At 50.9% G+C, this 24014-nt stretch carries 23 protein-coding genes; 8 read left to right on the top strand and 15 right to left on the bottom strand.

Going from position 1 to position 24014, the window contains the following annotated elements; all coding sequences use genetic code 11:
- The first annotated feature begins 260 nt into the window (after positions 1-260).
- A complete protein-coding gene (ribD, locus tag KME12_07825; GenBank protein ID MBW4487684.1) occupies positions 261-1340 on the top strand; it encodes a bifunctional diaminohydroxyphosphoribosylaminopyrimidine deaminase/5-amino-6-(5-phosphoribosylamino)uracil reductase RibD in 1080 nt (359 codons plus the stop codon).
- 198 nt (positions 1341-1538) lie between these two features.
- Positions 1539-2213, top strand: coding sequence for a hypothetical protein (locus KME12_07820; protein MBW4487683.1), 675 nt, complete (start codon positions 1539-1541; stop codon positions 2211-2213).
- A 17-nt stretch (positions 2214-2230) separates the two neighbouring features.
- Here the strand turns inward: KME12_07820 and KME12_07815 are convergent, their stop codons facing one another.
- The 4 genes from KME12_07815 to KME12_07800 all read right to left on the bottom strand — a co-directional run bounded on the left by KME12_07815 (position 2231) and on the right by KME12_07800 (position 4411).
- Entirely contained in the window at positions 2231-2953 is a 723-nt protein-coding gene (locus tag KME12_07815) for an amino acid ABC transporter ATP-binding protein (protein ID MBW4487682.1), read from the bottom strand.
- 64 nt (positions 2954-3017) lie between these two features.
- The gene (locus tag KME12_07810; protein MBW4487681.1) at positions 3018-3293 is read right to left on the bottom strand and encodes a type II toxin-antitoxin system YafQ family toxin; all 276 of its coding nucleotides are present in this window, start codon (positions 3291-3293) and stop codon (positions 3018-3020) included.
- Positions 3294-3298: 5 nt separating this feature from the next.
- On the bottom strand, positions 3299-3526 hold the full coding sequence (locus tag KME12_07805; protein MBW4487680.1) for a hypothetical protein: 228 nt from the start codon (positions 3524-3526) through the stop codon (positions 3299-3301).
- Between the two features lie 393 nt (positions 3527-3919).
- Positions 3920-4411: a MarR family transcriptional regulator gene (locus KME12_07800; protein ID MBW4487679.1), complete on the bottom strand. Its 492-nt coding sequence runs from the start codon at positions 4409-4411 to the stop codon at positions 3920-3922.
- Between the two features lie 100 nt (positions 4412-4511).
- Between KME12_07800 and KME12_07795 the strand changes: the two genes are divergently transcribed.
- Together KME12_07795 and KME12_07790 are read left to right on the top strand one after the other, a co-directional pair.
- The gene (locus KME12_07795) at positions 4512-5414 is read left to right on the top strand and encodes an EamA family transporter (GenBank protein MBW4487678.1); all 903 of its coding nucleotides are present in this window, start codon (positions 4512-4514) and stop codon (positions 5412-5414) included.
- 522 nt (positions 5415-5936) lie between these two features.
- Positions 5937-6149: a photosystem I protein PsaX gene (locus KME12_07790; protein ID MBW4487677.1), complete on the top strand. Its 213-nt coding sequence runs from the start codon at positions 5937-5939 to the stop codon at positions 6147-6149.
- Here KME12_07790 and KME12_07785 read toward each other — a convergent pair.
- From KME12_07785 to mnmA, 7 genes are all read right to left on the bottom strand, one after another.
- The gene (locus KME12_07785; protein ID MBW4487676.1) at positions 6146-7345 is read right to left on the bottom strand and encodes an amino acid ABC transporter permease; all 1200 of its coding nucleotides are present in this window, start codon (positions 7343-7345) and stop codon (positions 6146-6148) included. The two genes, KME12_07790 and KME12_07785, sit on opposite strands and share 4 nt — an antisense overlap.
- A gap of 8 nt (positions 7346-7353) precedes the next feature.
- Positions 7354-8514 carry an ABC transporter permease subunit gene (locus KME12_07780; GenBank protein MBW4487675.1) on the bottom strand — a complete coding sequence of 387 codons (1161 nt, stop codon included), beginning with the start codon at positions 8512-8514 and terminating at the stop codon, positions 7354-7356.
- Between the two features lie 8 nt (positions 8515-8522).
- Positions 8523-9554 (bottom strand): amino acid ABC transporter substrate-binding protein, encoded by a 1032-nt coding sequence (locus tag KME12_07775; GenBank protein ID MBW4487674.1) that lies wholly within the window; start codon positions 9552-9554, stop codon positions 8523-8525.
- 173 nt (positions 9555-9727) lie between these two features.
- Entirely contained in the window at positions 9728-9952 is a 225-nt protein-coding gene (locus KME12_07770; GenBank protein MBW4487673.1) for a hypothetical protein, read from the bottom strand.
- 132 nt (positions 9953-10084) lie between these two features.
- The gene (locus tag KME12_07765) at positions 10085-12583 is read right to left on the bottom strand and encodes a caspase family protein (protein ID MBW4487672.1); all 2499 of its coding nucleotides are present in this window, start codon (positions 12581-12583) and stop codon (positions 10085-10087) included.
- 215 nt (positions 12584-12798) lie between these two features.
- Positions 12799-13977 (bottom strand): sulfate adenylyltransferase, encoded by a 1179-nt coding sequence (gene sat, locus KME12_07760; GenBank protein MBW4487671.1) that lies wholly within the window; start codon positions 13975-13977, stop codon positions 12799-12801.
- Positions 13978-14184: 207 nt separating this feature from the next.
- Positions 14185-15288, bottom strand: coding sequence for a tRNA 2-thiouridine(34) synthase MnmA (mnmA, locus tag KME12_07755; protein ID MBW4487670.1), 1104 nt, complete (start codon positions 15286-15288; stop codon positions 14185-14187).
- Positions 15289-15498: 210 nt separating this feature from the next.
- Here mnmA and KME12_07750 point away from each other — a divergent pair, with 210 nt between their 5' ends.
- Positions 15499-16239 (top strand): SPOR domain-containing protein, encoded by a 741-nt coding sequence (locus tag KME12_07750; protein MBW4487669.1) that lies wholly within the window; start codon positions 15499-15501, stop codon positions 16237-16239.
- Between the two features lie 105 nt (positions 16240-16344).
- A complete protein-coding gene (locus KME12_07745; GenBank protein ID MBW4487668.1) occupies positions 16345-17847 on the top strand; it encodes an NAD(P)H-hydrate dehydratase in 1503 nt (500 codons plus the stop codon).
- A gap of 207 nt (positions 17848-18054) precedes the next feature.
- Here KME12_07745 and KME12_07740 read toward each other — a convergent pair whose 3' ends face one another.
- Complete coding sequence (locus KME12_07740) at positions 18055-18867, bottom strand: hypothetical protein (GenBank protein MBW4487667.1); 813 nt, start codon at positions 18865-18867, stop codon at positions 18055-18057.
- Entirely contained in the window at positions 18867-19517 is a 651-nt protein-coding gene (locus KME12_07735) for a ParA family protein (protein MBW4487666.1), read from the bottom strand. The genes KME12_07740 and KME12_07735 overlap by 1 nt, the downstream gene beginning before the upstream one ends.
- 287 nt (positions 19518-19804) lie before the next feature.
- On the opposite strand from KME12_07735, the gene KME12_07730 reads away from it, so the two are divergent.
- The gene (locus KME12_07730; GenBank protein MBW4487665.1) at positions 19805-21622 is read left to right on the top strand and encodes an aspartate kinase; all 1818 of its coding nucleotides are present in this window, start codon (positions 19805-19807) and stop codon (positions 21620-21622) included.
- 61 nt (positions 21623-21683) lie between these two features.
- Here KME12_07730 and KME12_07725 read toward each other — a convergent pair whose 3' ends face one another.
- On the bottom strand, positions 21684-22394 hold the full coding sequence (locus tag KME12_07725; GenBank protein ID MBW4487664.1) for a biopolymer transporter ExbD: 711 nt from the start codon (positions 22392-22394) through the stop codon (positions 21684-21686).
- A 40-nt stretch (positions 22395-22434) separates the two neighbouring features.
- On the bottom strand, positions 22435-23145 hold the full coding sequence (locus KME12_07720) for a MotA/TolQ/ExbB proton channel family protein (GenBank protein ID MBW4487663.1): 711 nt from the start codon (positions 23143-23145) through the stop codon (positions 22435-22437).
- A gap of 218 nt (positions 23146-23363) precedes the next feature.
- On the opposite strand from KME12_07720, the gene KME12_07715 reads away from it, so the two are divergent.
- Positions 23364-23711: a DUF1232 domain-containing protein gene (locus tag KME12_07715; protein ID MBW4487662.1), complete on the top strand. Its 348-nt coding sequence runs from the start codon at positions 23364-23366 to the stop codon at positions 23709-23711.
- Positions 23712-24014: the final 303 nt, after the last annotated feature.

The raw sequence follows: 24014 nt of genomic DNA, 5'->3' as shown, positions 1-24014 counted from the left end.
GTTTGTGAATTTGTAACACTTGGTTACGATACGACTCTCCTAGTCTAACGGCGCGATCGCGCTGCAACTTTATCCTTAGGGGGAGTAACGAGAATGTCAAACTAAGGAAAGATTTTTTTCTGGATATTGAACGCGGCTCGGAGGCGGCTTTGGATTCTGGACGTTTTGACCCCATTAACTCAACTGGCGATCAGAGTAAAGGATTTGCCTCGGTTGCAGCGGTAAACAATACCACCATAGGGACGGTGTTCGATCGCGCCATGATGCAGCGCTGCTTAGAACTCGCTCGACGTGCCTTAGGCCGCACTGCTCCCAATCCTTTAGTGGGAGCTGTCATCGTCAAAGATGGAGAAATTATTGGCGAAGGTTTTCATCCTCAGGCAGGCCAACCTCACGCCGAGGTATTTGCCTTACGGGAAGCAGGCGATCGCGCCCAAGGAGCCACCCTTTATGTCAACCTAGAGCCTTGCAACCATCACGGACGAACCCCTCCCTGTTCCGAGGCAGTGGTGGCAGCGGGTCTCGCTAAAGCAGTGGTGGGGATGGTAGACCCCAACCCCAAAGTGGCAGGAGGTGGCATTGCCCGACTCCAAGCCGCAGGCATTGAAGTGGTGACAGGGGTAGAAGAGGCTGCTTGCCAGGAGTTAAATGAAGCTTTTGTGCATCGGATTCGCTACCATCAACCCTTTGGCATTTTCAAATATGCCATGACTTTAGATGGCAAAATTGCCACCAATAGCGGCCACAGTGCCTGGATTACAGGGCAAGCAGCCAGGGCAGAAGTGTTTCAACTGCGAGCCGCTTGTGATGCTGTGATCGTGGGTGGCAATACTGTACGGCTTGACAATCCATTGCTCACCAGCCGTCAAGTTGATGGCCCTCATCCGTTGCGGGTCGTGATGAGCCGCACCCTAAATTTGCCAGAGCAAGCTCATCTGTGGCAAACCACAGCAGCACCTACTTTGGTGATCACAGAGCCGGGAGTGAAGCCTGAGTTCCAAGCATTGCTAAGACAACTAGGAGTAGAGGTAGTAGAGCTGTCCCCGCTTACACCTGCCCAGGTTATGACCCACCTTTACGATCGCGGCTTTTTGTCGGTGTTGTGGGAATGTGGCGGCACCTTGGCTGCTCAAGCGATCGCAGAGGGTACGGTGCAAAAAGTCTTAGCCTTTATTGCTCCCAAGATTGTCGGTGGCAGCACAGCCCCTTCTCCGGTGGGTGACCTAGGCTTCCTCACCATGCCCGAAGCCTTGCCTTTAGAAAAACTGCGCTGGCGATCGGTGGGGCCAGATCTGTTAATAGAAGGGTATCTACCCCAAAGCAGTGCCAAGACTCGGTAGAAGCGGCAGAGTAGGCGATCGCTCTGCCTCTAAATCTGTATTACCAATGTCAAAAAACCATGATGAAGTATGGGAGCTTAAAACAGGTTTAAACTTCAGCAATATCTGCTATATTCGCGCTAACTCAGTTCAGCACTGGCGCTTTCAAACAGGCTCGAATTCCGGATTTGCCAATGAATCCAGGTAGGAAATAAAGATATGTTGGAAATCACGGTTTTGAGCTTATTCGTTGGCAGTTTGGGCGCTCAGGCAACTCTCTTAGGAAATTGGTTGCGCTGGCAGCAGGTAGTTTTGGGGCAGCAAAGTGAGGAGGAGGAAATTTTGACCCGCTACGAGACGAAAGAAGATATTGCCAAAACAGGCCACGGGAACACCACTGCTCCACGCCAAACCGCTAATGGCCAAACTGCAAATGGACAAACTGCGAATGGACAAACTGCGAATGCAGCCACCAAAGAAGCTCAGCGCGACCCACGCTTAATGGGTTGGGAATTCAAAATTATCCGGGCGAGTCGGGATTTGTTTCGTGACCCAGCCGTATTTCAGCGGATGTGCCAGGAGGAATCGGAAGCAGGCTGGATCATGCTAGAAAAACTGGACGATCGCCGAGTCCGCTTCAAGCGCCCGATCGCCATGCGAGAAATTATCAAGGGTGACTACCTTAACTACGACCCCTATCGCTGTCACTATGGCCCCACCCATAACTCGGTAACTTGGCTCAGCGCGATCGCAGCTCTCATCGCAATTTTGTTGCCTGCCTATTTAGGCTATGCCCTGGTGTCTATGCAGTTTAATAAAACACCTGTCAAGCCTGCCGCAACCGCTGTTCCAGGCGTACAGGCATTGCCTTCAGATTTGTTATCTAAGCCTTGAAGCAGGGTAGTCAAGCGCTACAAAATCTGAGCCAAAAACTGACGAGTGCGTTCCTCGCGGGGATTCTGGAAAAACTCGGTGGGGGTACCTGACTCGATTAAAGCGCCGCCATCCATCAAGATAATGCGATCGGCGACTTCTCGCGCAAACCCCACTTCATGGCTAACCACCACCATCGTCATGCCAGATTCGGCCAGCGATCGCATTACGTCCAGCACTTCGCGCACCATTTCGGGGTCGAGGGCGGAGGTGGGTTCATCAAACAGCATGATTTTGGGTTGCATGGCTAGGGCACGGGCGATCGCGACTCGTTGCTGCTGCCCTCCCGAAAGCTGACCTGGATACTTGTGGGCTTGCTCCAAAATTCCCACTCGCTCTAGTAGCTGCATCGCGACATCTTCGGCTTGGGTTTTGGCCCACTTCCGCACCCATTTTGGAGCCAGTGTAATATTCTGCACCACGGTCAAATGCGGAAACAGGTTGAACTGCTGAAACACCATCCCTACTTCCTGCCGAATCGTTTCGATATTCCGCAGATCGTGGGATAGCTCAATGCCATCTATTGCAATCCGCCCCTTTTGATACTCTTCGAGCGCATTAAAGGTGCGGATAAAGGTAGATTTCCCAGAGCCAGAAGGCCCCATAATTACGACAACTTCCCCCCGCTCTACGGTCAGACTTGCCCCCCGCAAGACATGAAACTTGCCGTACCACTTATGTACCTCTTCCGCCACAATCATGCTCATTGCTTCTCAGTCAGCTCCCCATTTTCTCCTTGTTATACCGCTGTAATGCCTAACAAGGTTAATAAACTTCATCATGGGTTCCAATGTCTATCAGGACAAGCACTTCACTATTGGTTTCCGTATCCTGCTCAATGGAGAAAACTACACGACAGTCATAGCCGCAAGAACAGGATTGCAGACCATCCAACTTACCACTCAGTTTATGAGTACCTAAGGTAGGAGCGAATACGTCTGCTTCCATTTGTTGAAGAGTTGCTTCAATCCGCTGCTGAAGATCAGCATTTCGCTTTACAAACTTACGAAATGCCCGCTTAAATTTGGGGGTTAAAACCAGCGGTCTCACGCTTCTGGCTCGTGCAAGGACTCACGTAATGCTGAAACAATATCTTCGGCTGACTGAGGTCGAAATTTACCTGCCCGAAAATCAGCTAATGTTTGTTGGGCATCCGCAGCCATTTCTGCGCGACGACTTTCATGGTGGCGATTTTGCAAAATTTTGATCAACATTTCCTGCTGTTCGTAGGGCAGTTGCAACGCAGTTTCTAGTACTTGCTCAAGGGTATTCATGGAATTAAGTTATTTCCTTCAGGTTTTCAACACCTAACAAGGTTGCATAAATTGTATCGCCCTCGTTCTTGCTAGGTGTGCGATCGCTCTAACCCCATATATTTTTTTGATCCTACTCCACAATCTTTTGTCTTCTTGCTGAAGTGCGATCGCTCGTATCATTTAACTTTTGGCATTAGGCTTTCAGCTATCACAAATACCCATCAGCAAATTGAATCTTCTTCACTCTAAAGGGACGATCGCCTATGAAGTATTAACGTTCCAGTTGAGCGGCAACAAGTAACCTTGGCATCACCACCAAGATCTTTCAACTGTCCGAGCCAAGCGGGTTTTTATGCTGCGTTTTTACGGTTATCACAACAACTTTATTCAGGCTTGAATTATGTTCGATCGCTACTCCTCAAACGAAATTAACAGCTTACGTAGCAATTGAGCGAGAACTTCACGTTCCGCTTTTTCTAAACTGCTAAGGAGACGATTCATATTGGCAACATGAGCCTCAACAGCTTTTTCAATCACGTTGAAACCTTTGTTGGTCAACTGAATTAGCGTTCCTCGGCGATCGCTTGGATCGGGAATGCGCCGCACAAGGTCTGCTTGTTCTAAGCGATCTATCCGATGCGTCATTGTACCGGATGAAATCATCAAGGTGTTGAATAGCATAGTCGGCGAAAGCTGGTACGGCTGACCCGAGCGGCGCAATGTAGCCAACACATCAAATTCTCCAGCATTCAAATCAAAGTCTGAAAATATCTCCTGAAGCGCTCGTTCTAGGTGTTTGGTTAGCCGCCCTATCCTGCCAATGATGCCCATAGATGACACGTTTAAGTCAGGGCGCTCTTTCTGCCATTGAGCCAAAACTGCATCGACTGGATCGGCGTTCATTAAAATGCTACTCATCTAAAAATCTTGATGTCAACTATCTTAATGTCAAGACAACTGCTGTAATCTTGACACAGAGTATCTTGATATAGAGATAAAAGCTATGAAGACAGCCCACGTTCATCTGTCCGATATTTTGCTGACTGCTCTAGCGCCGATAACTTGGGGAACGACTTACGTTGTGGCAACTGAACTCCTACCGCCTGACCATCCGCTATTGGTGGCGGCCTTACGTTCGCTGCCAATTGGTATTCTGCTCATAGCATGGCTGAGACAATTGCCTCAAGGTATTTGGTGGTGGCGCATTTTGCTCTTAGGCAGCCTCAATATCGGACTCTTTCAAGCGCTATTATTTATTGCTGCTTATCGTCTTCCAGGTGGCGTTGCAGCAACCGCAGGCGCGATCCAGCCTCTACTAGTCGTATTGTTTTCCTGGGGAATATTGAATGAAAAACCGTCTAAGCTGTCCATTACGGTAGCGATCGCTGGCTTTGTTGGTGTTGGGTTGCTGGTTCTCGGACCTGCTGCACGCCTTGATAGTGTTGGCATTGTGGCCGCGATTGCTGGAGCTGCAACAATGGGTTTGGGAACGGTACTAGTGAAACGGTGGAAACGCCCAGTTTCTCTACTTGTCTTTACAGCATGGCAGTTAGTCGTTGGAGGAATTGTTCTAATGCCAATTGCCTTAGTAATTGAAGGTCCAATAACTCATCTTTCAGTAACCAACCTGTTAGGCTTTATTTATCTAGGTTTAGTCGGCACTGGACTTGCTTATGCGCTTTGGTTCCGAGGGATTGATAAACTCAAAGCATCGGCTGTTTCCTATCTGGGGTTGATGAGTCCTGTAGTCGCAACAATCGTTGGATTTGTCGTTCTACACCAAACATTTACGCTAATTCAACTGATTGGGATTGTCATCATTCTAATGAGTGTTTTGATCGGACAACGAACTAATCAACCACGTCAACGCTCATTTAATTCTTTCAAATCACAGATCAAAAATTAACTTGCTTCCTTTGGACGTTCACAAAGTGGCTCCTCTGGAGCATCGCTCAACCATCAACCTCAAAACACTACCTCGTCGGCAATCTCACGCTAACTTGATTTTGAAATCAAGAGGTAGCTTTTGGTTGTTCTGCCCTCTTGAGGACTCAGCAATATAACATGCTGATCTAGATGGAAAGGTAGGAAATTTCACGCTTTTGAAATCAATCAGAACTGCACTTTTTACTTCTGTTTTCAGTAAGGCGATCGCCCTCATCATTAAACTCATGTACCACTGAACGAACTAAATAGAAAGCGATTTTGTAGAGCGATCGCTTCTAGGCACAATTGAGTAAGCGCAAGGGTTTAAACGGAGCCCGTGTTATCAGCTACAAAAAATTTACAAGAAATCAGGCCAGCCCTACTCAGCACTACCTTTCAGACTAGTTCAATAGATTGATGCAGGCTTTGCAGGAGCACGCGAACATAGGCGTTAGTCCAGTCTTAACAATTTTCAACAATTTACCAAAACAAACTTAGACCTATGAGTACTCAATCCAAGCAACGCAACACCAGCCGCATCGATAAAACCAAAGCTTACGACGGAGCAGACGGTCCTAAAGTTACTAAACCTGCTGAGAACGTGATGACCAAAGAGACCGAGCCTTCTTGGGCCTTTGGTTTAGCACTGGGAACCGTCTTTTTAGCAATAAACTTTTTTGTTGCAGCCATTTACTTCGGCATTATCAACCCTTAGGTTCTTTTGTGGCCGATGCCCAGATGTCTCTCTAGGCGTCGGCTGGCGATCGACATGGAATAGCAAAACACCCAATAGATGAGTCCCACAAACAGATATACCTCGGCGTATCGCCCTAAAAACTGTGGTTGAGCCAAAACCGATCGCGCAATTCCGGTGAGTTCTACCAGGGCAAAGATTGAGAGCAGCGAGGTGTCCTTAAACAGGGAAATAAACTGACCGACGATCGCCGGAATTACTACCCGTAAGGCTTGGGGTAACACGATCAGCCACAATACCAATAGTGGGTTGAGTCCCAAAGCACGAGCAGCTTCGCTTTGACCTCTGGGTACGGCTTGCAGACCCGCCCGGACATTCTCTGCCAGGTAAGCCGCGTTAAATAGCACCAGACCCGCGATCGCTCGTAACAATCGGTCTAGCCGTAACTCCACAGGCAAGATCAGCGGCAACATTACCTGCGCTAGAAACAGAATGCCGATCAAGGGTAGGCCGCGCACGATTTCTACAAAAAGGGTGCAAAACCAGCGCACCACAGGTAAATTGCTCTGCCGCCCTAGTGCTAGCAACACACTAAAGGGAAACGCTAGTACAATACTGGTGGTTGCCAGCAACATCGTCAGCAACAGACCATTCCAGAGATTTGTACTGACCGATCGCAGTCCTAGCCCGCCGCCAATTAGCCACAGCAGTATAGGAAAAGCGCCCAGCCAAGCCCAAACTAGCTGAGGTTTCAGTAGAGTTGCAAAGCGTTTTCCTAAGCCAAAGCTGCCAAATAGGAGTAGGACGATCGCGCCTAACCAAAGGCGGGGTGGTAGTGGCAAGGGCAAGAGTATAGCCACTCCTAAGGCGATCGCTGTAACGATGCTGACTCCTCGCTTGAACCAAGGCGATCGCGGGGGTGCCAAGCTGCCCCAAGAAAGTCCTGCTAAACCAACTACAGTCCCCAACACAAGCCATATTCGCCAAGCTAAGTTGGGTGGATAGCGACCAATGAAGAAGAGGCGCAAGTTGGTTTGCACCACCGTCCACTGAGCTTGCGTAAACACCCATCCCAGAACCGCTTGCAACACTTGGAAGAGCAGCCACAGACAAACCAGCGTCAGCAGGCTGTTGTACCAAGTGTTGAATAAATTGCGACGTAGCCAGTGCCACGGGGTAATCGATAAAGCGGGTGGGGGAGCGTCATCTAGCGTCATAGGTTTGTTTAGCGCTCCACCAACTGCACTGTGCGGTTATACCAATTAATCAAGCTAGAAATAACCAGGCTGATAGAAAGATAAGTCACTGAGATCAATACCATGACTTCCACCGCTCGACCCGTCTGGTTGTAGGTGGTAGAAGCCACCGCGTACAGGTCAGGATAGCCAATCGCGATCGCCAAGCTGGAGTTTTTAGCAAGATTGAGGTATTGGTTGCCTAAGGAAGGCACGATCGATCGCAGTGCTTGCGGAAAAATCACGAGGCGCAGAATATAGCCAGGTTTTAAGCCCAAAGCCCGAGCCGCTTCCCACTGGCCTTGGGATACCGACTGCACGCCACCCCGGACAATTTCAGCAATGAATGTGGCGGTATATAAACTTAAGCCCACCAACAAAGCGCCAAATTCTGGCGAGAGTTGCAAGCCGCCCGTAATGTTGGCCTCGACAATGCGGGGGGCATCCCAACGCAAAAATTCGCTCTCAAGCACGCTCAGGGCGATCGCAACTGTCAAAACCAGGGTGCTTAACAATTTCAGCAGCAAGGGCAAAGCGGGAGCAGCGGCTCTACTATCCCACCAATGCCAAGCCCAAACCAAGACTAAATTAGCCCCCAACATCAAAAGCCAGATATTTGTATCACGGGTGGTATGAAACCAAGGTAAGGCTACAGTCTGTTGGGTTAGATAAATCGGTCCTGGTAACTGAATATGGGCAGGTAGACGCGGAAAACCAAGAAAAACTGCAAAATACCAGAAAAACAGTTGTAGGAGTAAGGGGGTATTGCGTAGCGTTTCCACATAAACCAATGCCAGTTGCCGCACTAGCCAATTATCTGAGAGGCGGGCGATGCCAGCAGTCACTCCCACGACGGTTGCCAAGACAATGCCAAAAACGGTGACTCGCAAAGAATTCGCGAGACCGACTTGTAAGGCACGGGCATAGTTATCGGAGGGCAGGTAGGAAATGGGGGTTTCGCCAATATCAAAGGCGGCTTGCGAGTTGAGAAAGCCAAAGCCAAATTGAATTCCCAACTGCTGTAAGTTGTGGCTGAGATTGCTCCAGAAAATGGCGATCGCGATCGCAGTGAGTAGTACAACTAGCACCTGCCCGACGACCCACCAAAACCGAGCATCTCGCCAGAGGGGAATAGAGCCCTGTGTTTTCATGCGATCGCTTATCTAAACGGGGGTGCGTAGAGCAGTCCCCCCTGATTCCACAATTGGTTTTGGCCGCGCGGCAAGTTCAATTTAGTTTTTGGCCCTAAGTTGCGATCGTAAATCTCGCCATAGTTGCCCACATGCTTAATGATTCGCACGGTGAAATCATTGGGTAAGCCTGCACCTTCCCCTAAGTTGCCTTCTACGCCTAAGAAGCGACGTATCCCCGGATCTTTGCTGCTGCTAGCGAGTTGTGTGACGTTTTTAGAGTTAATCCCCATTTCTTCGGCATTGATCAAGGTGTAGATCGCCCAGCGCACCGCATCATTCCACTTGGCATCTCCAGCAGCGACAGCGGGAGCTAAAGGTTCTTTGGAAACTACATCAGTTAAAATCACATGCTCTTCGGGCTTGGGTAAGGCGCTACGCCGGGAAAGTAACTGCGAGCGATCGGATGTCACCGCATCACAACGGCCCTCTTGATAGGTCGCAAACACGATATTGACATCTTCAAACACCACCGGAGTGTAGCTGATGTTGCGCTTCCGCATTTCGTCGGCCAAGTTCTGCTCGTTGGTGGTGCCCGTTTGGGTGCAGATGGAGCGGCCTTTCAGGTCAGCCAAGGATTTGATGCCGCCATTCTGTTTCACCATCACCCCTTGCCCGTCGTAAAAGACCACTGGGGCAAATTCCAGACCGACGGAAGTATCGCGGCTCATCGTCCAGGTGGTGTTGCGGCTGAGCACATCGACTTCGCCTGTCTGTACGGCGGTAAAGCGTTCTTTAGCGTTGAGGTTGCGGAATTCTACGGCGTCCGGGTTATCGAACAGAGCAGCGGCGATCGCTCGGCACACATCTACATCGAGTCCCGAATATTTGCCATCTTGCCCTACAAAACTAAATCCTGGTAGTTCGCCACTGACACCACAAACCACATTGCCACGACTAATGATGGTGTCTAGTTGGCTTTGCCGCTGCTGTTGACTACACCCTGCTAAGGATAGTCCCAGCAACACGGTTGCCATGATGAAAGAATGCCATTGACGCATAAATGCAGCTTTACTCTCTTTGAATAGACCCCAGGGAGACAAGAGGTATAACCAGAAATGCAAGGTACTAGGTCTGGTTCTGGCCTCAAACCTTCGATCGAGTCTTATCTTACAGGCTTCAAAGAGTCTATTGCTGGCATTACGGTACTAAGTTCTGCAATATATTGAGAAATCTAAGAATGAGGAACTAAGTGCTCTTCGGCTAAATCACGGATGAGAGGCATTTTGGTCTGAATATAGGCATTCAACAGGTTGGTTTCATCAGAATCTAGCGATCGCTGAGCCTTTAATTGCCGTAGCAACCACTGAGCTAGGCTAGAATCATCCAAATTTAGCAATATTTGGGCTTGAGCTGACTCAACCACCGCCCATAACTGGCGAAGCATTAAAGGAGTCATACATTCTCTTCCTTAATTGTCTTTTCACTTTTCAACCATATCTTGATCTGGAAATACCAAACTTGGGTTCACACAAGAAGACACAAGAGTTACAAAACACTTAATAAAGCGATCCATAAGTTGATTTGCTTTTCACAATTGCTTATTCGGCTGTTCGACGACTTGATACAAAAAGCTGAGTGTCGCCCAATGATTCATATCTAAGGCCCACACATCAGTTGGAATGTTGAGGGTCTGCGTGGGCACCACACTCGCTTGATGCAAATCTTGCAAAAGAGCGTGGGCAACTTCTAGCGGGTTGGCAGGAGCACCCAATCGCTGTATTCCCCCCATAGGTCGCATTGCAGCTTCCAAGGTCGCTAAAGTTTGGCTAAAAGGCGCATCACTAAATATGAGATGAGTTTCGGCAAAGCCCGCTGGCCCTCTGACGGTCCACTGGAGAGAGTTTTTCACTTGTGGGACGCTCAGCGCTTCCCCAGGCGCGATCGCTTCCTGCTTCAAAATAGATTTAGTTTCGCCATCTTCAGTGGGAGGGGTGGCTTGGCTAGAGTAAAGCGCAATCAGGCTACCACTGCTGTCCAAACTTAGAGCTACGACATAAATTGGGCGATCGCTATAGTTAGAAACTTGGTAACGAATTTGGCTACCTATCGGCAGAGTAGGAACGCCTAACTCATTGAGTGGGGCTGGAGTCGTCCGCTGGCTAAAGGAAATGCTCTGTGCCCGCAGCGTGGATCGGCTGAGCAGAATCGCAGGTTCAGGCGTGACGAGTTCTAAAACCGCTTTAACGCCCAAGTGTGACGCTGCTTCGTTAGCAGTGAGTCGCAGCAGCTTAGCAGCCAAGCGCGTTTTGAAGTGAGGCAACAGCCGCTGAATCGCTGACTTGACCGCTTCTCCACCTTCTCCTAAGCTGTCTGGAATTAATTCCCGACTGACTGAAAACAAACCATAGCCGCGTGGAGCGGCGCTGAAGTCACTGCTGCGACTGATGCTGGCCTCGGTTGTGGCTATCTCAGCCGTTGCCGTAGTAGTAGTGGAACGACTGGTTTCGTTAACCCGACCCAACAATGTGTCCGCAGTTTGCTCTCCTGCCGTGACCACGGTGATATAAGGTGTGGCGGAAAAAGCACTGGTCGCATCCACTCGTTCGATCCGCTCTAAAGTTGAGTCTAAGGCGATCGCTAAATTCAGATTGCGTGGGATCACCCGGACGGTTTCTTGTACCAGTTGCCCAACTTGGAGCTTGAGATTTGCCGCCGCATCCCCCACATTGGCAATTCGAGCTTTCGCAGTCAGGCCATTCCGAGCATAAATCTGCACTTGTACGGGTTGAGCTTTAGTGGCAGTTTCCGAGGCGCTAGCAGGTGTGGCAGTTTCCAAGGCGCTAGCAGGTTTAGAGATGCCAGAGGCGATCGCGCTTGACTCAATCTGGGTAGGGGGAGCTGCTAAATCTGTGAAACTGGACGGTGAGACGACGCTTAGCACAGCATTCAAACCGTAAGCTTCCAGACCAGGGCTAAACAAACCACCCAGCCAAAGCTCACCTGCTCTACCATCGTCATCCACGCTGGTCACAATCCCTTCGGCTCCAAAGCGATCGCTGGGCGCTACAGAGTAGGTGAGTAAAGCTTGATCTCGGCTTTGCAACCCCGTCAGAGTTGGCTGTTCTTTGCCTACCCATTGAGCAATACTGGCGGCAGCCCGCTTGAAGCTGACTTGAACAGTGGTAGCGGGAGACATCGACCAGAGATGTTGGGTCAAGGCATAAGTTAGTAGCCCCGCACTAAAGCTACCCCACTGGGTTTCAAAGGCTTGCGCTTGAGCAGAATCAAGGGTCGTAGCACTGGTTAATTCATCTAAACTGGCCGCTGCCAAAACCACCCCAGGAACTTGACCAGAGCGCCGTTGCACGCCCACTTGTTCTCGCGATGCCTGAATACGGCTTAAGAGTTGCTCCTGAAATGCCAGTTCATCTGGGCTGGGTTTGCCCAATTTAGGTTTGGGTTTGGCTCGCAGCCGTAAGTTGCCTTGTAAGGAACTACCGGGGTAAAGATAGCTAGTATCTAAGATTGTGGTCACTCGGTCAGTAGCCAGCGATCGCAGCAGCAACAGCAGGGTTTCTTCTAGTAAGTCGTTGACGGTGTCCTCGCCCTGGTTGGTCAATACGATCGCATCAGCCGGAACTAAGCTACTCTGCACCGTTTCCGCTGAGTTATCTGCCTGGACTCGGCCTCCATAGCCGCTGAAATGGAACACCACGACATCTCCTGGACGTGCTTGCTCGGTCAGATGCTCTAGAAAAGCGGACTCAATGGCTTGGCGAGTAGCTTGGCGATCGGTCAGCGTCAGGATGTCGCGATCGCTAAACCCAAACCGATGCATCAACAACTCTCGCTGCAACTCAACGTCGGTCACACATCCCGCTAAGGCTGAGCTGCGAGTGGCAGTTCGGTGATACAGACTGTCCGGATATTGGTTAATGCCTACCAGTAAGGCTAACTTTCGGGCGGTGGGTGCCGCCAAAGCTTGAGAGTAGCGATCGCTCAGTCGCAACAACCCCGCATCACTCATGCCTAAGGCTGCTAAGGTTAAGCCAGCTTGTTGCAAAAAGGCTCGTCGCTTCAATCCCATGCCTTTGTTTCCCCTACGGCTGTCTAGATCTCACGTAAACATGCTCGATCCCAAATGGATTTTGGAGCACCTAGTGCCGCAGCCTCGCCATTGACGTTGGCTGTAGCTGGGAGAATCCAGCCTTAACGACTGCCAGTATAGACGAAAAGTAGGGACGCACTGTTGTACGCCCCTACACAAGGTTAATCAATTAGTCTGCAACTAGTTTGCAACGCTTACGCCTCGACAGCAACTCGCATGGCCCGTGCTAGCTCAGCCGCTACTTCAGGACGAGAGAATTCTGGGGGTGGCAACTCGCCGCGACGCAGCATTTCGCGGACTTTAGTGCCAGAGAGGTGAACCCGCTCCGTAGGAGTGCTGGGGCTAGTTTTGGTCGTCGCCATACCCTGCGTGCGAGTGCAGTAAAAAGCATGCTCAAACTTCATCGGAGTGATCCCTAGTTCACCGGGTTCAAACTCATCGAAGATGTGCTGAGCATCGTAGGTGCCGTAGTAGTCACCGACTCCAGCATGATCGCGACCTACAATAAAGTGGGTGCAGCCGTAGTTCTTCCTCAACAGCGCATGGAAGATGGCTTCGCGGGGGCCAGCATAACGCATAGCAGCGGGGTTAATGGCTAGAATCACCCGATCTTGAGGGTAATAGTGCTCCAGAATAATTTCGTAGCAGCGCATCCGCACATCTGCGGCAATGTCGTCTTCCTTCGTAGCACCAACCAGGGGATGCAAGAACAGACCATCCACCGTTTCCATCGCACACTTTTGGATGTATTCGTGAGCGCGGTGGATAGGGTTGCGGGTTTGGAAGCCCACAATGGTTTTCCAGCCCTTTTCCTTGAACATGGCCCGCGATGCGGCAGGGTCGATTTGGTATTGGGGGAACAGAGGGTGCGACTCTCGTTGCAGTAACCATACTGGCCCCGCTAAGTTCACTGACCCTTGGTTGTAAACCACCTTCACGCCAGGATGCTTTTCGTCGTCGGTGCGGTAGACGTTGATCGCTTCGTGGGCTTTGTCGTAGGTATATTTCTGTGTCAGCTCTAGCACTCCAATAAACTGACCTTGGGGATTGTCTAGACGCACCAAACCACCTTCCTGCAGAGGCGCTGCAACTTCTTCGGTGACAGACAGGGTGATAGGAATGGACCAAGGCAACCCATTGGCTAGGCGCATGTTCTCGACCACATTAATGTAGTCGGCCTGTTCCATAAAACCAGTCAGAGGACTAAAGCCACCAATGGCAATCAATTCCAGATCGGAGGTGGCTCGCTCATCTAGTTGAACACGAGGCAGAGAGTCCGCTTTTTCTAGAAAGGTTTGTTTTTGCTCTGGCGTAACGATGCGATTGATCAGGTGGCCGCCGTGGGGTGCAATGCCGTCTGAATGGTGACTCAAGATAATTCCCTCTTCCTGGTTAGCTCGACGAGAAGATTGTTAATTTTTTCTAATTTTTATCCTACCTTTCCCCGGTACCCCTGTGCGAATTTGGGCAATTGTTTTTGGAGCGATCGCACTTTGTCTGGTCAAGAAATTGACGCATTCACCTAACCCCCAGCCCCTCTCCTACTAGGAGAGGGGTGCCGCAAGGCGGGGTGAGGTTTCTTAGGAATTGGAAGTTTCTAAAGGTTCGATGATGCCGCCACCGAGCAATACCTCTCCGTCGTACCAAACCGCAGCTTGACCAGGGGTGATGCTGAACTGAGGTTCGTCAAATACCAGCTTGACGCGATCGCTCCCGTCCTGAGTTTCTAGCGGGATCACCGTTACTGGAACCGCAGGCGATCGATAGCGAATCTGAACTTCCGCGCGAATCGGAGCGGTGGGAGGAGCGATCGCTACCCAATTCACCCGATGCACGGTGCATTCTGGGTTTTGAGCTTCCGTGCGCTCGCCTACGATGACTCGATTTCGCCCCGCATCTAGGCCAATGACATACAGGGGGTGAGCAGCAGCAATGCCCAAGCCTTTGCGCTGACCAATCGTGTAGTGATGTACACCTTCATGCTGGCCCAAGACTTGCCCTGCTTGATCGACAATGTCGCCTTTTTGGGGCGTGATGTACTGATCCAGAAACTTTTGCATCGAGCCATGTGCTTCAATCAAGCATAGATCTTGGCTTTCAGGCTTTTCGGCAGTGTAGAGGCCCAACTCGGCGGCAACGCGACGGGTTTCGGTTTTGGGATATTCGCCCAAGGGAAACAGCACCCCGGCGAGAATCTCTTGGCTCAGGTCATACAGGAAATAGGTTTGGTCTTTACTGCGATCGACGGCTCGGCGCAGTTGATAGCGGCCTGTGGTTTCGTCCACAGTAATCCGAGCATAGTGTCCCGTGGCAATGCGATCGATGCCAAAGTTGTCACGGGCATACTGGAGCATCGGCCCAAACTTCACGGCTTTGTTGCATTGTGAGCAGGGCAGTGGTGTGATTCCAGCGCTGTAACCAGACACTAAGTAATCAATAATGTAGGTTTGAAAGGTTTCTCGGATGTCAACGATGTGGTGAGGAATCTCCAACTGCTCACAAATTCGGGCAGCGTCCACCATGCCCTCAGAACAGCATTGGCCTTTACCCTTCATCAGCCACAGGGTCATGCCCACAACTTCGTAACCTTGCTGGTGGAGGATGGCGGCTGTAACGGAACTATCAACTCCACCGGAGAGTCCTACCACAACTTTATTCATGGACTGCAAATACTGCCGAAACATATAAGCTAACTCTCCTAGGCTAACATTCTCTCGCCCAGAGCTTGTCAAGAGATAGAGCTTTTTCCGTGCTACACTAACCGCAAATTTTTATCGCCGAAAGTATTAGGAAATATTAATAGGGTTGCGATCGCTATGACCATTCATTCAGGCAATAAATCTCAGGAATCTAATCAAAAACCTCAACGATGCTTGGTTGGAACCAAACCTAGTATGAAACCACAATGGAGTTGGGCTGCACCTTTGGCCTTCCTACTTTGGCAAGGTGGATTGGCACTGGCAGCTCATGAGGCGATCGCGGCTGAACCGAGCAGCGTCTTGGTGGCGCAGGAATTTAATTTTGAGGCACCTCCGCCCCCGCCATCTAGCCAATTTCCTCCGGTGATTGTGCCGCGTGACCCTACTTTGCCCACTTTAGAGCCTGCTCCCGCTCCTTTCCCAAATAGCCCAGCTCCAATTTCAGCACCTCCCACCCGGGCATTGCCCTCGCAAACCTATTTGGTTTACGTCAATGGCAATAGCCCTTTGATGTTGGAACAGGTGAGACGAGTGGAGCCAGAGGCGTTCCGCAAGGAATATCGGGGTCGTACTGTGATTCAAGTAGGGCAATTTATCGATCAATCAAATGCCAGACGCCGAGCCGAAGCATTGCAAGACCAAGGAATTCGAGCAGAGGTCGCGCAAGTTTCTGGCTCTGGCAGCGGCAGTTCAGCTCCAGCCAGCCCAAAGGGTTACTATGTGGTGATTCCTGCTAGCAGTGGGGCGCTTGCTGCTGTTCAAGCCCAAGTAAAACGACTAGCAGGTGATTTAAGGGTAAGCGTGATCTCGCGCGATCAGCCACGAGGCAACCATATTGCCGTTGGCCCTTTCACCAATTGGAATGCTGCCAATTCCTGGAACCGCTATGTCAACGATTTCGGCCTGACTAATGCACGGGTTTATTACGGACGTTGAGCTTACCGGCTTGTTAGCTTGAAAAAATTGCTGGGGAATGACACTGTGGCGCAAGGACAAAACAGGCTAGAGAAAATCCAGCAGTTTATTGTGACTGCTGAGCAAATGCGGGCGATCGAGGGTCGGGCGTTTGCGGCTGGGTTGCCTGTGGCTGCACTGATGGAAAAAGTGGCTGGCTTGATCACGCGACGGATGCAAACACTCTATCCGCTTTCTACTGATCAGAAAGTCGGGGTGCTGGTTGGGCCAGGACATAACGGTGGCGATGCCCTAGTTGTGGCGCGTGAGTTGCACTTACAGGGATACGAAGTTCTCCTTTATCGCCCATTTCCTAAACTGAAGGAATTAACTCAGCAGCATGCCCAGTACGCGGAAAGTTTGGGGATTCCCTTGGTAGAGCAGGTCGAAGGGCTACAGTCTTGTGCCTTTCTAATCGATGGTTTATTTGGGTTTGGGCTGGAGCGATCGCTCTCCGGCTCCATCGCCGAGACGGTAAATCAGCTCAATCAGTGGTCAGTGCCCGTCGTCAGCATTGATTTGCCCTCTGGTTTGCACACCGATACAGGAGCCGCTTTAGGCACCGCCGTTCGAGCCACCCGAACGCTGTGTTTAGGGTTATGGAAGTTAGGGTTGCTACAAGATAACGCCTTAGAATATGTCGGCACTGCGGAGCTAATTGATTTTGGTCTACCTCTAGCGGATATTGAGGCAGTACTGGCTGATTCCTCTCGCATTCATCGAATTACCCCGCAGAGCGCGATCGCCAATCTACCCCTACCTCGCCCTGCCACAGCTCACAAATACAAAATGGGGCACTTGCTAGCAATCTGCGGCTCTCGTCGCTATACAGGGGGAGCGATTCTGACGGCATTAGGGGCGCGGGGTAGTGGCGTTGGCATGCTTTCCGTGGCGGTGCCAGAGTCAATTAAGTCGTTGCTTTCCGCTCAGTTACCTGAAGCCTTGATCATTGGTTGCCCAGAAACAGCTAGTGGCGCGATCGCCCAGCTCCCCGAAAGTTTAGAACTCGGTTCGTACAATGCGATCGCCTGTGGTCCTGGCCTAACGATGGATGCCAGCAGTGTTGTAGAGCGAGTCATAGCCAGCGATCGCCCCTTAGTTTTAGATGCCGATGGCTTGAATGTCTTGGCTCAAACAGGCACCATCCCAACTCTCACTAAACGTCAAGCTCCTACAGTTCTTACACCCCACTTCGGCGAGTTTAAGCGGTTGTTCCCAGCTATAGCCGAGGCAATGACGAATCGAGCGATCGCAGTTCGGGAAGCAGCTCAGCAAACTGGAGCGGTGGTGTTGCTGAAAGGTGCAAGAGTAGCGATCGCCACTCCAGAGGGCACAGTCTGGATCAACCCAGCCAGTACCCCTGCCTTAGCCAGAGGTGGTAGCGGTGATGTGCTGACAGGCTTAATTGGAGGATTGTTGGCCCAAGATGTGTTGCAGTCAGCTCCGGTCGAGGCAGCGGTGCAAACGGGGGTTTGGTGGCACGCGGAAGCAGGCCTTCTCGCGGCTCAAGAGCGCACTGAGTTAGGAGTTGATGCCTTTACTTTGACTCAATATTTGATGCCAGCCTTGCGATCGCATTTGGAAACCTAACCCCCAGCCCTTTCCCTACAGGGAAGGGGAGCAAGAGCTTCAAAGTCCCTCGCCTCTTAGGAGAGGGATTTAGGGAGAGGTCTGATCTAATAAATATGTAGGATGCTGTGAGCGTCAGCATCACGCACCAGATAATACTCAGGTTAAAAAACGATCGCCCCTGTTTGAGAAGCGATCGCCTGTAATTAATTCAATTAAAAATTGGCTTTAGTCAAACCAACCCAGGTCAGAATCGGAAGTGGTTTTGCTAGGGTAGTGCTGGTGCATTGAGTGTTGAGGAATGCGCTCCTGTAGCACAACGCGGTGCGATCGGTAGTCTCTATTATTTGGGTCAACAGGGCGTTGGTTTGTACGCGCCAGTTGCCCACTTTGGGGCTTAGCAAGCTCCTTCTTTTCTGCGGGCTTTGTTGCGAGTGCTGCTTTAGCTGCGGGTTCTGGCTTTGCTGCGGGTTCTGGCTTCGCGTTGGATTCAGTCAGTTGCAGAATCACCTTCTTAGCTTCCTCCAGTTCAGATTCCAGCTTTTTGGTGTGTTTCACTTCGGCTTGCAACTTCTGAGCCAGTGACTTTTGCTCGTCTAAATCCGATTGGATCGCCGAGATCTTGTCTAGTAAGGACTTTTCAGTTTTCCGAGCCGCTTCTAGATTTTGCCGTAACTCCGCGATCGCCGCTTCTAAACCTGAAGTGTCGAGTGTATCTTGCTTAGCGCTAGCATCACTCTCGCTAGCACTAGCCTTACTACTGGCTGTTTTCGTAGACGCAGCTTTAGCATTGGTGGACTTGCTAGCTGTACTAGAGCCACGCTTAGATTTAGCAGCCGCGTCATCTTCAGGCTGATCAGGAGCCACAATGGGTTGAGCTTTGACATCTACAGTTTGTGCTGAGGCGGGCTCGGCATTCTTGGGGGTATTAGGGGACGTTTGCACCAACTCCGGACTCCTTTCAACAGTTCCAACTACTTCTGATTCTAGGGACTTCTGAGCCTCCTCTCGTAGCAAATCGCCTAAGCCTTTCTTCGCCATCACTTCCTCCAGTCTCTCTGTATCTCTTCTGCAACTCGACGGTAGTCTGCTTCAGCTTCACGAGCATTTTTGCCCCGCCACTGCATGATTGACGATCCATCTAGAGCTGCCCGCTCGTGAGCTTTATAGGCTCGAATAAAGGCATTACAAGCAGGGATGCCTAACTCTAGTAAGGTGTTTTGAGCTTCTAGCGCTTCTGCCAAACTGCGCGGATCAACTCTGGTTAGCAGCACTCGATGCATTACGCCAGTAGGTATCACCGCCGTTTTCACTGTTTCAATCAAAACTGTTAAATCCATTGGCGCAGGAGGGCTGGGAAGTACAAGATAATCTGCCGCTGGCACCACTGCTGCTAACGCATCCGAACCGAGAGCAGGGGGCGTATCGACCACAATTAACTCGTAACCTTTTATTTTTCGCAGGTCTGCTAGGCGCGTGGCATCTGTCTCACGTGTTAAATCAAAGCCAATGCCCTTCTCGCTCCGCTCCACCCACCAACTGGCAGAATGTTGTGGATCTGAATCCACTAGCAACACTCGATATTTGTCCGAGAACGCTGCTGCCAGATTAACTGCTGTAGTCGTCTTACCAACTCCGCCCTTCCCATTCAGTACAGCGAGGATCTTTTGTGGCGGGGACGCTGACGTCAAAGATGATCTCCTTTTGCGCGGTCTAGAAGTTGGCCAGTTAAATGCTATCTAAGCACCTCTGAGGTCGAATATACCTCGTTCCTGGGGATAAAAATTGCTTGGTTTCGATTCTTATTGGCTACCATTGGCGAAAAACTTGTAAGGTTTAGTCTCAATCTTGCTGTTTCCGCCTAGTCCATTCTGATAAGTTTATTAGGTTAATTTAATTATTAGTACCTGCCTGCTCCCTGACAGATTTGACGCTACAACTGTTCACAGCAGAGTGGGAGGGTTGTAGGGTAAGGGTCATGGCGCTGATTGTCCAGAAGTACGGTGGAACGTCTGTCGGTTCGGTAGAACGCATTCAAGCAGTTGCTCAGCGAGTGGTGAAGGCGGTTAAGGCTGGCAACTCCTTGGTAGTGGTGGTTTCGGCAATGGGCAAAACCACCGATGGTTTAGTCAAGCTTGCCCACGAAATTTCCACCCATCCCAATCGACGGGAGATGGATATGCTGCTCTCGACCGGGGAGCAAGTTTCGATCGCCCTGCTGAGTATGGCGATTCAAGAGCTCGGTCAACCCGCCATTTCGATGACTGGGGCACAGGTGGGCATTGTCACCGAAGCTGAGCATAGCCGCGCCCGGATTCTGCACATCCAGCCCGATCGCGTAGAACGGCAATTAGCAGCAGGCAAAGTAGTCGTAGTGGCAGGATTCCAAGGGGTTGCTAGTCGAGAAGAACTAGAGATTACCACGTTAGGTCGGGGTGGTTCTGACACTTCAGCCGTGGCCTTAGCAGCAGCACTACGAGCCGATGTCTGCGAAATTTACACCGATGTCCCTGGCATTTTGACCACCGATCCGCGCTTGGTACCAGACGCGCAACTGATGTCTGAGATTACCTGCGACGAAATGCTAGAGCTGGCCAGCCTAGGAGCCAAAGTTCTGCATCCTCGCGCGGTAGAAATTGCCCGCAATTACGGCGTGCCTTTGGTCGTGCGCTCTAGCTGGACAGAGGAGCCTGGAACCAGAGTTGTTTCCCCCACACCCCAACCCCGCCCCTTAGAAAACCTAGAACTGGCGCGTCCCGTCGATGGCGTGGAGTTTGACACCGACCAAGCTAAGGTCGCTTTGTTGCACATTCCTGATCGCCCAGGAGTTGCAGCCCGCTTGTTCGGTGAAATTGCCACTCAGGATTTGGATGTAGACCTGATCATTCAATCTATTCATGAAGGCAACTCCAACGACATCGCCTTCACCGTCACCAAAAATTCTTTGAACCAAGCTGAAGCTGTCGCCGCCGCGATCGTACCTGCTTTGGGCATCCCACTTGATACGGGTTCTGATGCCGCAGATGTGATGGTGCAACGTCAGATTGCCAAAGTCAGCATTGCGGGTGCAGGAATGATTGGTCGTCCTGGGGTAGCTGCCCAAATGTTCTCTACCTTGGCTGCTGCTGGCATCAACATTCAGATGATTTCCACCTCAGAAGTGAAGGTGAGCTGCGTAATTGATGCCGAGGATTGCGATCGCGCCATTGCCACCTTATGCGAAGCCTTTGAAGTCCACAGTTCCTCCGCCAAGCTCACCCCCGCCGTCGAAGTTCACACCCCCGACGAACCTCCTGTGCGCGGTGTAGCGCTAGACCTGAACCAAGCGCGCCTCGCGATCCGTCACGTCCCCGATCGTCCCGGTATGGCCGCAAAAGTCTTCCAAATTTTGGCCGAACAAAACATCAGCGTAGACATGATCATCCAGTCTCAGCGCTGCCGAGTCGTCAACGGAGCCAGCACCCGCGATATCGCTTGCACCGTCGCCCAAATCGATGCCGAAGCCGCGCGCACCATCCTAGAGAAAGCTGCACCTGAACTAGGTTGTGGCGAAATTGTTGTGGATTCTGCGATCGCCAAAGTCAGCATCGTTGGTACTGGCATGGTCGGTAAACCAGGCATCGCCGCCCAGATGTTCGAAGCGCTATCTCAGCACCAAATCAACATCCAAATGATCGCCACCTCTGAAATCAAAGTTAGCTGCGTTGTGGCTCAAGACCAAGGCGTCATCGCCCTTCAAGCCATCCACGCCGCGTTCAACCTCTCCGGTAGCCAAAAAATTCAAGTTCCCGCTTAGGAGACCTAACCCCTAGCCCCTTCCCTGCAAGGGAAGGGGAAGCAAAGATCTTTTAGGAGCTTTATTGAGGAGCCGCCTCAGGTGCGATCGGCTGAGTCAAAGTACCCGTCGAGTTTGGCCTAGCACCATTCGACCCAGCACCATTCGACCCAGCACCGTTTGGCCCAGCCCCATTTGGCCCCTGCCCTGGAGTGGTGAAAAGCGGCACATTGGGATTAAACGTAGGAGATGGATTAGCCCCTGGCGTCTCTAAAGGATTCAACTGATAAGGTGAGGCACCCCCAGGCAAGGTTGATCCACCCGGAAGAGGAGATAAACCAGGCAAGGTGGGGTTGGCAGGATTCGTTTGATTGTTCGCAGGATTCGGACTGCCGGGTAGGGTCGCTAGGGCCACGCGATCGCCCCCCACAGATCGCAGCAAATCCAGCACCCGCACCACATCGTCATAGATAGCAGTTTTGGGTGCATACAGCACAATCATGCCGCCGGGGTTAGTTTGCTGGTAGCCCACGAGTTGCTGATAAAGGCCCGCTTCCGTCACCGGGTTTTGGTCAATGTAGGTTTGCCCCACCGAATCAATGCTGACGACCAACATTTCTCGCATCTGCGTCGCCGCCGTACCCGCTCGTGGCAAATCTACATTAATCCCTTGCTGTCGCGTCAATTGCAGAGCTGCCAAGATGAAAAATGTCAGGATACAGAAGATGACATCAATCAGCGGAATAATCTGGATTTGAACTTCTTCGGCGGGGGAATCCAGGTTGATTTTCATGGCTTTGTGAAAATAGGGCAGCGAAATTAATAGTCAGAAATTAATAGTCAGTCAGATTGGGAGTATCCGTTTTCGTCTCTGTAGGATAGTTGGTGGCAGCACTGCCTACCAAAGGCGAGACCCCGTGTCTTTCCAGCCATTGCTGACGGTGGAGGAGTTCTAAGTCATTGCCCGCCTTACGAAACAGTTTCACTTGATTAAACAACAGCCCTTGAAATAACCGATAAAATGCCAGGGCTAGAATTGCCACGATCAAACCAGCCGCTGTACTAATCAAGGCTTCACCAATACCACTAGTCACGCCAGCCGTCGAAGCAGTACCAATGTCACCAAGCCGAATCAATCGCAAGGATTGGATCAAGCCGACGACCGTGCCTAAAAGTCCCAAGAGGGGAGAGAGCGCAATCACTGCCTCCAACGCTTTGTCACCTCGGCGCATTGCTGCTAGTTCTTCGTCGGCTGAGGCTTCTAGTGCTAGCTTAAATAGCTCTGGGTCTGGGTTTTGCAGTTTTAGAGGCGCATAGAGAAAACGCCCAATGGGTTGATCATCAGCTCTTCTAGCTAAGTCGGCGGCTTTACCCCAGTCGTGCGGAGCCGCATCCATCACCCGTTCCACAGTTTCTTTCTCTTGGGTCAAGATGCGAGACCAGAACCACAAGCGCTCAATAATGGCACTCAGAGCAATGATCGACAAGACCAGTAGCGGCCACATTGCGATTCCGCCCTTTTGAAATAGTTCTGCAATATTCACAGTTATTTCTTGCCTCCGTGCATTCCTCAAGCCAGCGTTTTCTCTACAGGGTACCTGCAATTGGTGCCAAGAAGTAGAGAGCGATCGCCCGCTGAAATAGTTTCTAGAAAATTAAAAGAGTTTTTAGGTAGAGCTTGCCAGACCTGATACACCAGATATCCACACCGGAAGTTCTGGGAAAAGTTTGCCAAGATCAAGATAACTTTAAGGACAAGCTTATGAACTTCTCTATTCAAGGCGTTTACAACTGGTACCGTGACACCATCCGGAATCCCAAATATCGTTGGTGGATTATCCTGGGTTCATTGCTGTACCTGTTCAGCCCGATTGATATTGCACCCGACTTTATTCCCGTCATTGGTTGGATCGACGATACCGTAATTCTGACCCTCTTGATTGGTGAAGTCTCCCAGATGCTAACTTCTCGCTTGAAGTCGGCCTCGCAGTCTGACTCTAAGACCAGCGAGTCGGGTGAAGCTTCTGATTACACCAATAATGCTTACACCAATAATGCTTCTGCCACGGGGTCCAGCACGGTTGATGTGGATGCTGTTTCCGTTAAGTAGTGCGAACTAGTAGTGGAATTAGCAGACGGCTAGCGGCTAACTAAATATTGTGTGCCGCAGCGTGTTGAGCCGCGATCGCACTCTCATTACAACTGCCATTACAACTGCATATCTTTCATAACCCCCTCCGGATTGGTGTTCAGTTTGTGACCGAGCTAGAGGGGCTTTTGCTATGGTTTGACACTCCCCGCTCTAAAGAGACGGGGATTCTTAAGTAGTCCACAATCGAACTCTTAAAGGCGAAGTCAAAGCGCCTCTAGACACTCCGCTAAGGTCAAGCCCTAGCGTTATGCTTACTTTGCG

Source organism: Trichocoleus desertorum ATA4-8-CV12 (genome assembly GCA_019358975.1).
Classification (GTDB): domain Bacteria; phylum Cyanobacteriota; class Cyanobacteriia; order FACHB-46; family FACHB-46; genus Trichocoleus; species Trichocoleus desertorum_A.
Note: the sequence above shows the minus strand (reverse complement) of the source record. Positions and strands in the feature narration are given on the sequence as shown.

What these genes read in the sequence shown, in the direction of transcription:
- KME12_07785 (MBW4487676.1), bottom strand. Translation starts at nt 7,345, where the DNA reads ATGACGCTAGATGACGCTCCCCCACCCGCTTTATCGATTACCCCGTGG.
- KME12_07715 (MBW4487662.1), top strand. Translation starts at nt 23,364, where the DNA reads ATGAACTTCTCTATTCAAGGCGTTTACAACTGGTACCGTGACACCATC.
- KME12_07750 (MBW4487669.1), top strand. Translation starts at nt 15,499, where the DNA reads ATGAAACCACAATGGAGTTGGGCTGCACCTTTGGCCTTCCTACTTTGG.
- KME12_07770 (MBW4487673.1), bottom strand. Translation starts at nt 9,952, where the DNA reads ATGACTCCTTTAATGCTTCGCCAGTTATGGGCGGTGGTTGAGTCAGCT.
- KME12_07820 (MBW4487683.1), top strand. Translation starts at nt 1,539, where the DNA reads ATGTTGGAAATCACGGTTTTGAGCTTATTCGTTGGCAGTTTGGGCGCT.
- KME12_07805 (MBW4487680.1), bottom strand. Translation starts at nt 3,526, where the DNA reads ATGAATACCCTTGAGCAAGTACTAGAAACTGCGTTGCAACTGCCCTAC.
- KME12_07745 (MBW4487668.1), top strand. Translation starts at nt 16,345, where the DNA reads ATGCGGGCGATCGAGGGTCGGGCGTTTGCGGCTGGGTTGCCTGTGGCT.
- KME12_07800 (MBW4487679.1), bottom strand. Translation starts at nt 4,411, where the DNA reads ATGAACGCCGATCCAGTCGATGCAGTTTTGGCTCAATGGCAGAAAGAG.
- KME12_07725 (MBW4487664.1), bottom strand. Translation starts at nt 22,394, where the DNA reads ATGAAAATCAACCTGGATTCCCCCGCCGAAGAAGTTCAAATCCAGATT.
- KME12_07780 (MBW4487675.1), bottom strand. Translation starts at nt 8,514, where the DNA reads ATGAAAACACAGGGCTCTATTCCCCTCTGGCGAGATGCTCGGTTTTGG.
- ribD (MBW4487684.1), top strand. Translation starts at nt 261, where the DNA reads ATGATGCAGCGCTGCTTAGAACTCGCTCGACGTGCCTTAGGCCGCACT.
- KME12_07795 (MBW4487678.1), top strand. Translation starts at nt 4,512, where the DNA reads ATGAAGACAGCCCACGTTCATCTGTCCGATATTTTGCTGACTGCTCTA.
- KME12_07765 (MBW4487672.1), bottom strand. Translation starts at nt 12,583, where the DNA reads ATGGGATTGAAGCGACGAGCCTTTTTGCAACAAGCTGGCTTAACCTTA.
- KME12_07815 (MBW4487682.1), bottom strand. Translation starts at nt 2,953, where the DNA reads ATGATTGTGGCGGAAGAGGTACATAAGTGGTACGGCAAGTTTCATGTC.
- KME12_07730 (MBW4487665.1), top strand. Translation starts at nt 19,805, where the DNA reads ATGGCGCTGATTGTCCAGAAGTACGGTGGAACGTCTGTCGGTTCGGTA.
- KME12_07740 (MBW4487667.1), bottom strand. Translation starts at nt 18,867, where the DNA reads ATGGCGAAGAAAGGCTTAGGCGATTTGCTACGAGAGGAGGCTCAGAAG.
- KME12_07790 (MBW4487677.1), top strand. Translation starts at nt 5,937, where the DNA reads ATGAGTACTCAATCCAAGCAACGCAACACCAGCCGCATCGATAAAACC.
- KME12_07775 (MBW4487674.1), bottom strand. Translation starts at nt 9,554, where the DNA reads ATGCGTCAATGGCATTCTTTCATCATGGCAACCGTGTTGCTGGGACTA.
- mnmA (MBW4487670.1), bottom strand. Translation starts at nt 15,288, where the DNA reads ATGTTTCGGCAGTATTTGCAGTCCATGAATAAAGTTGTGGTAGGACTC.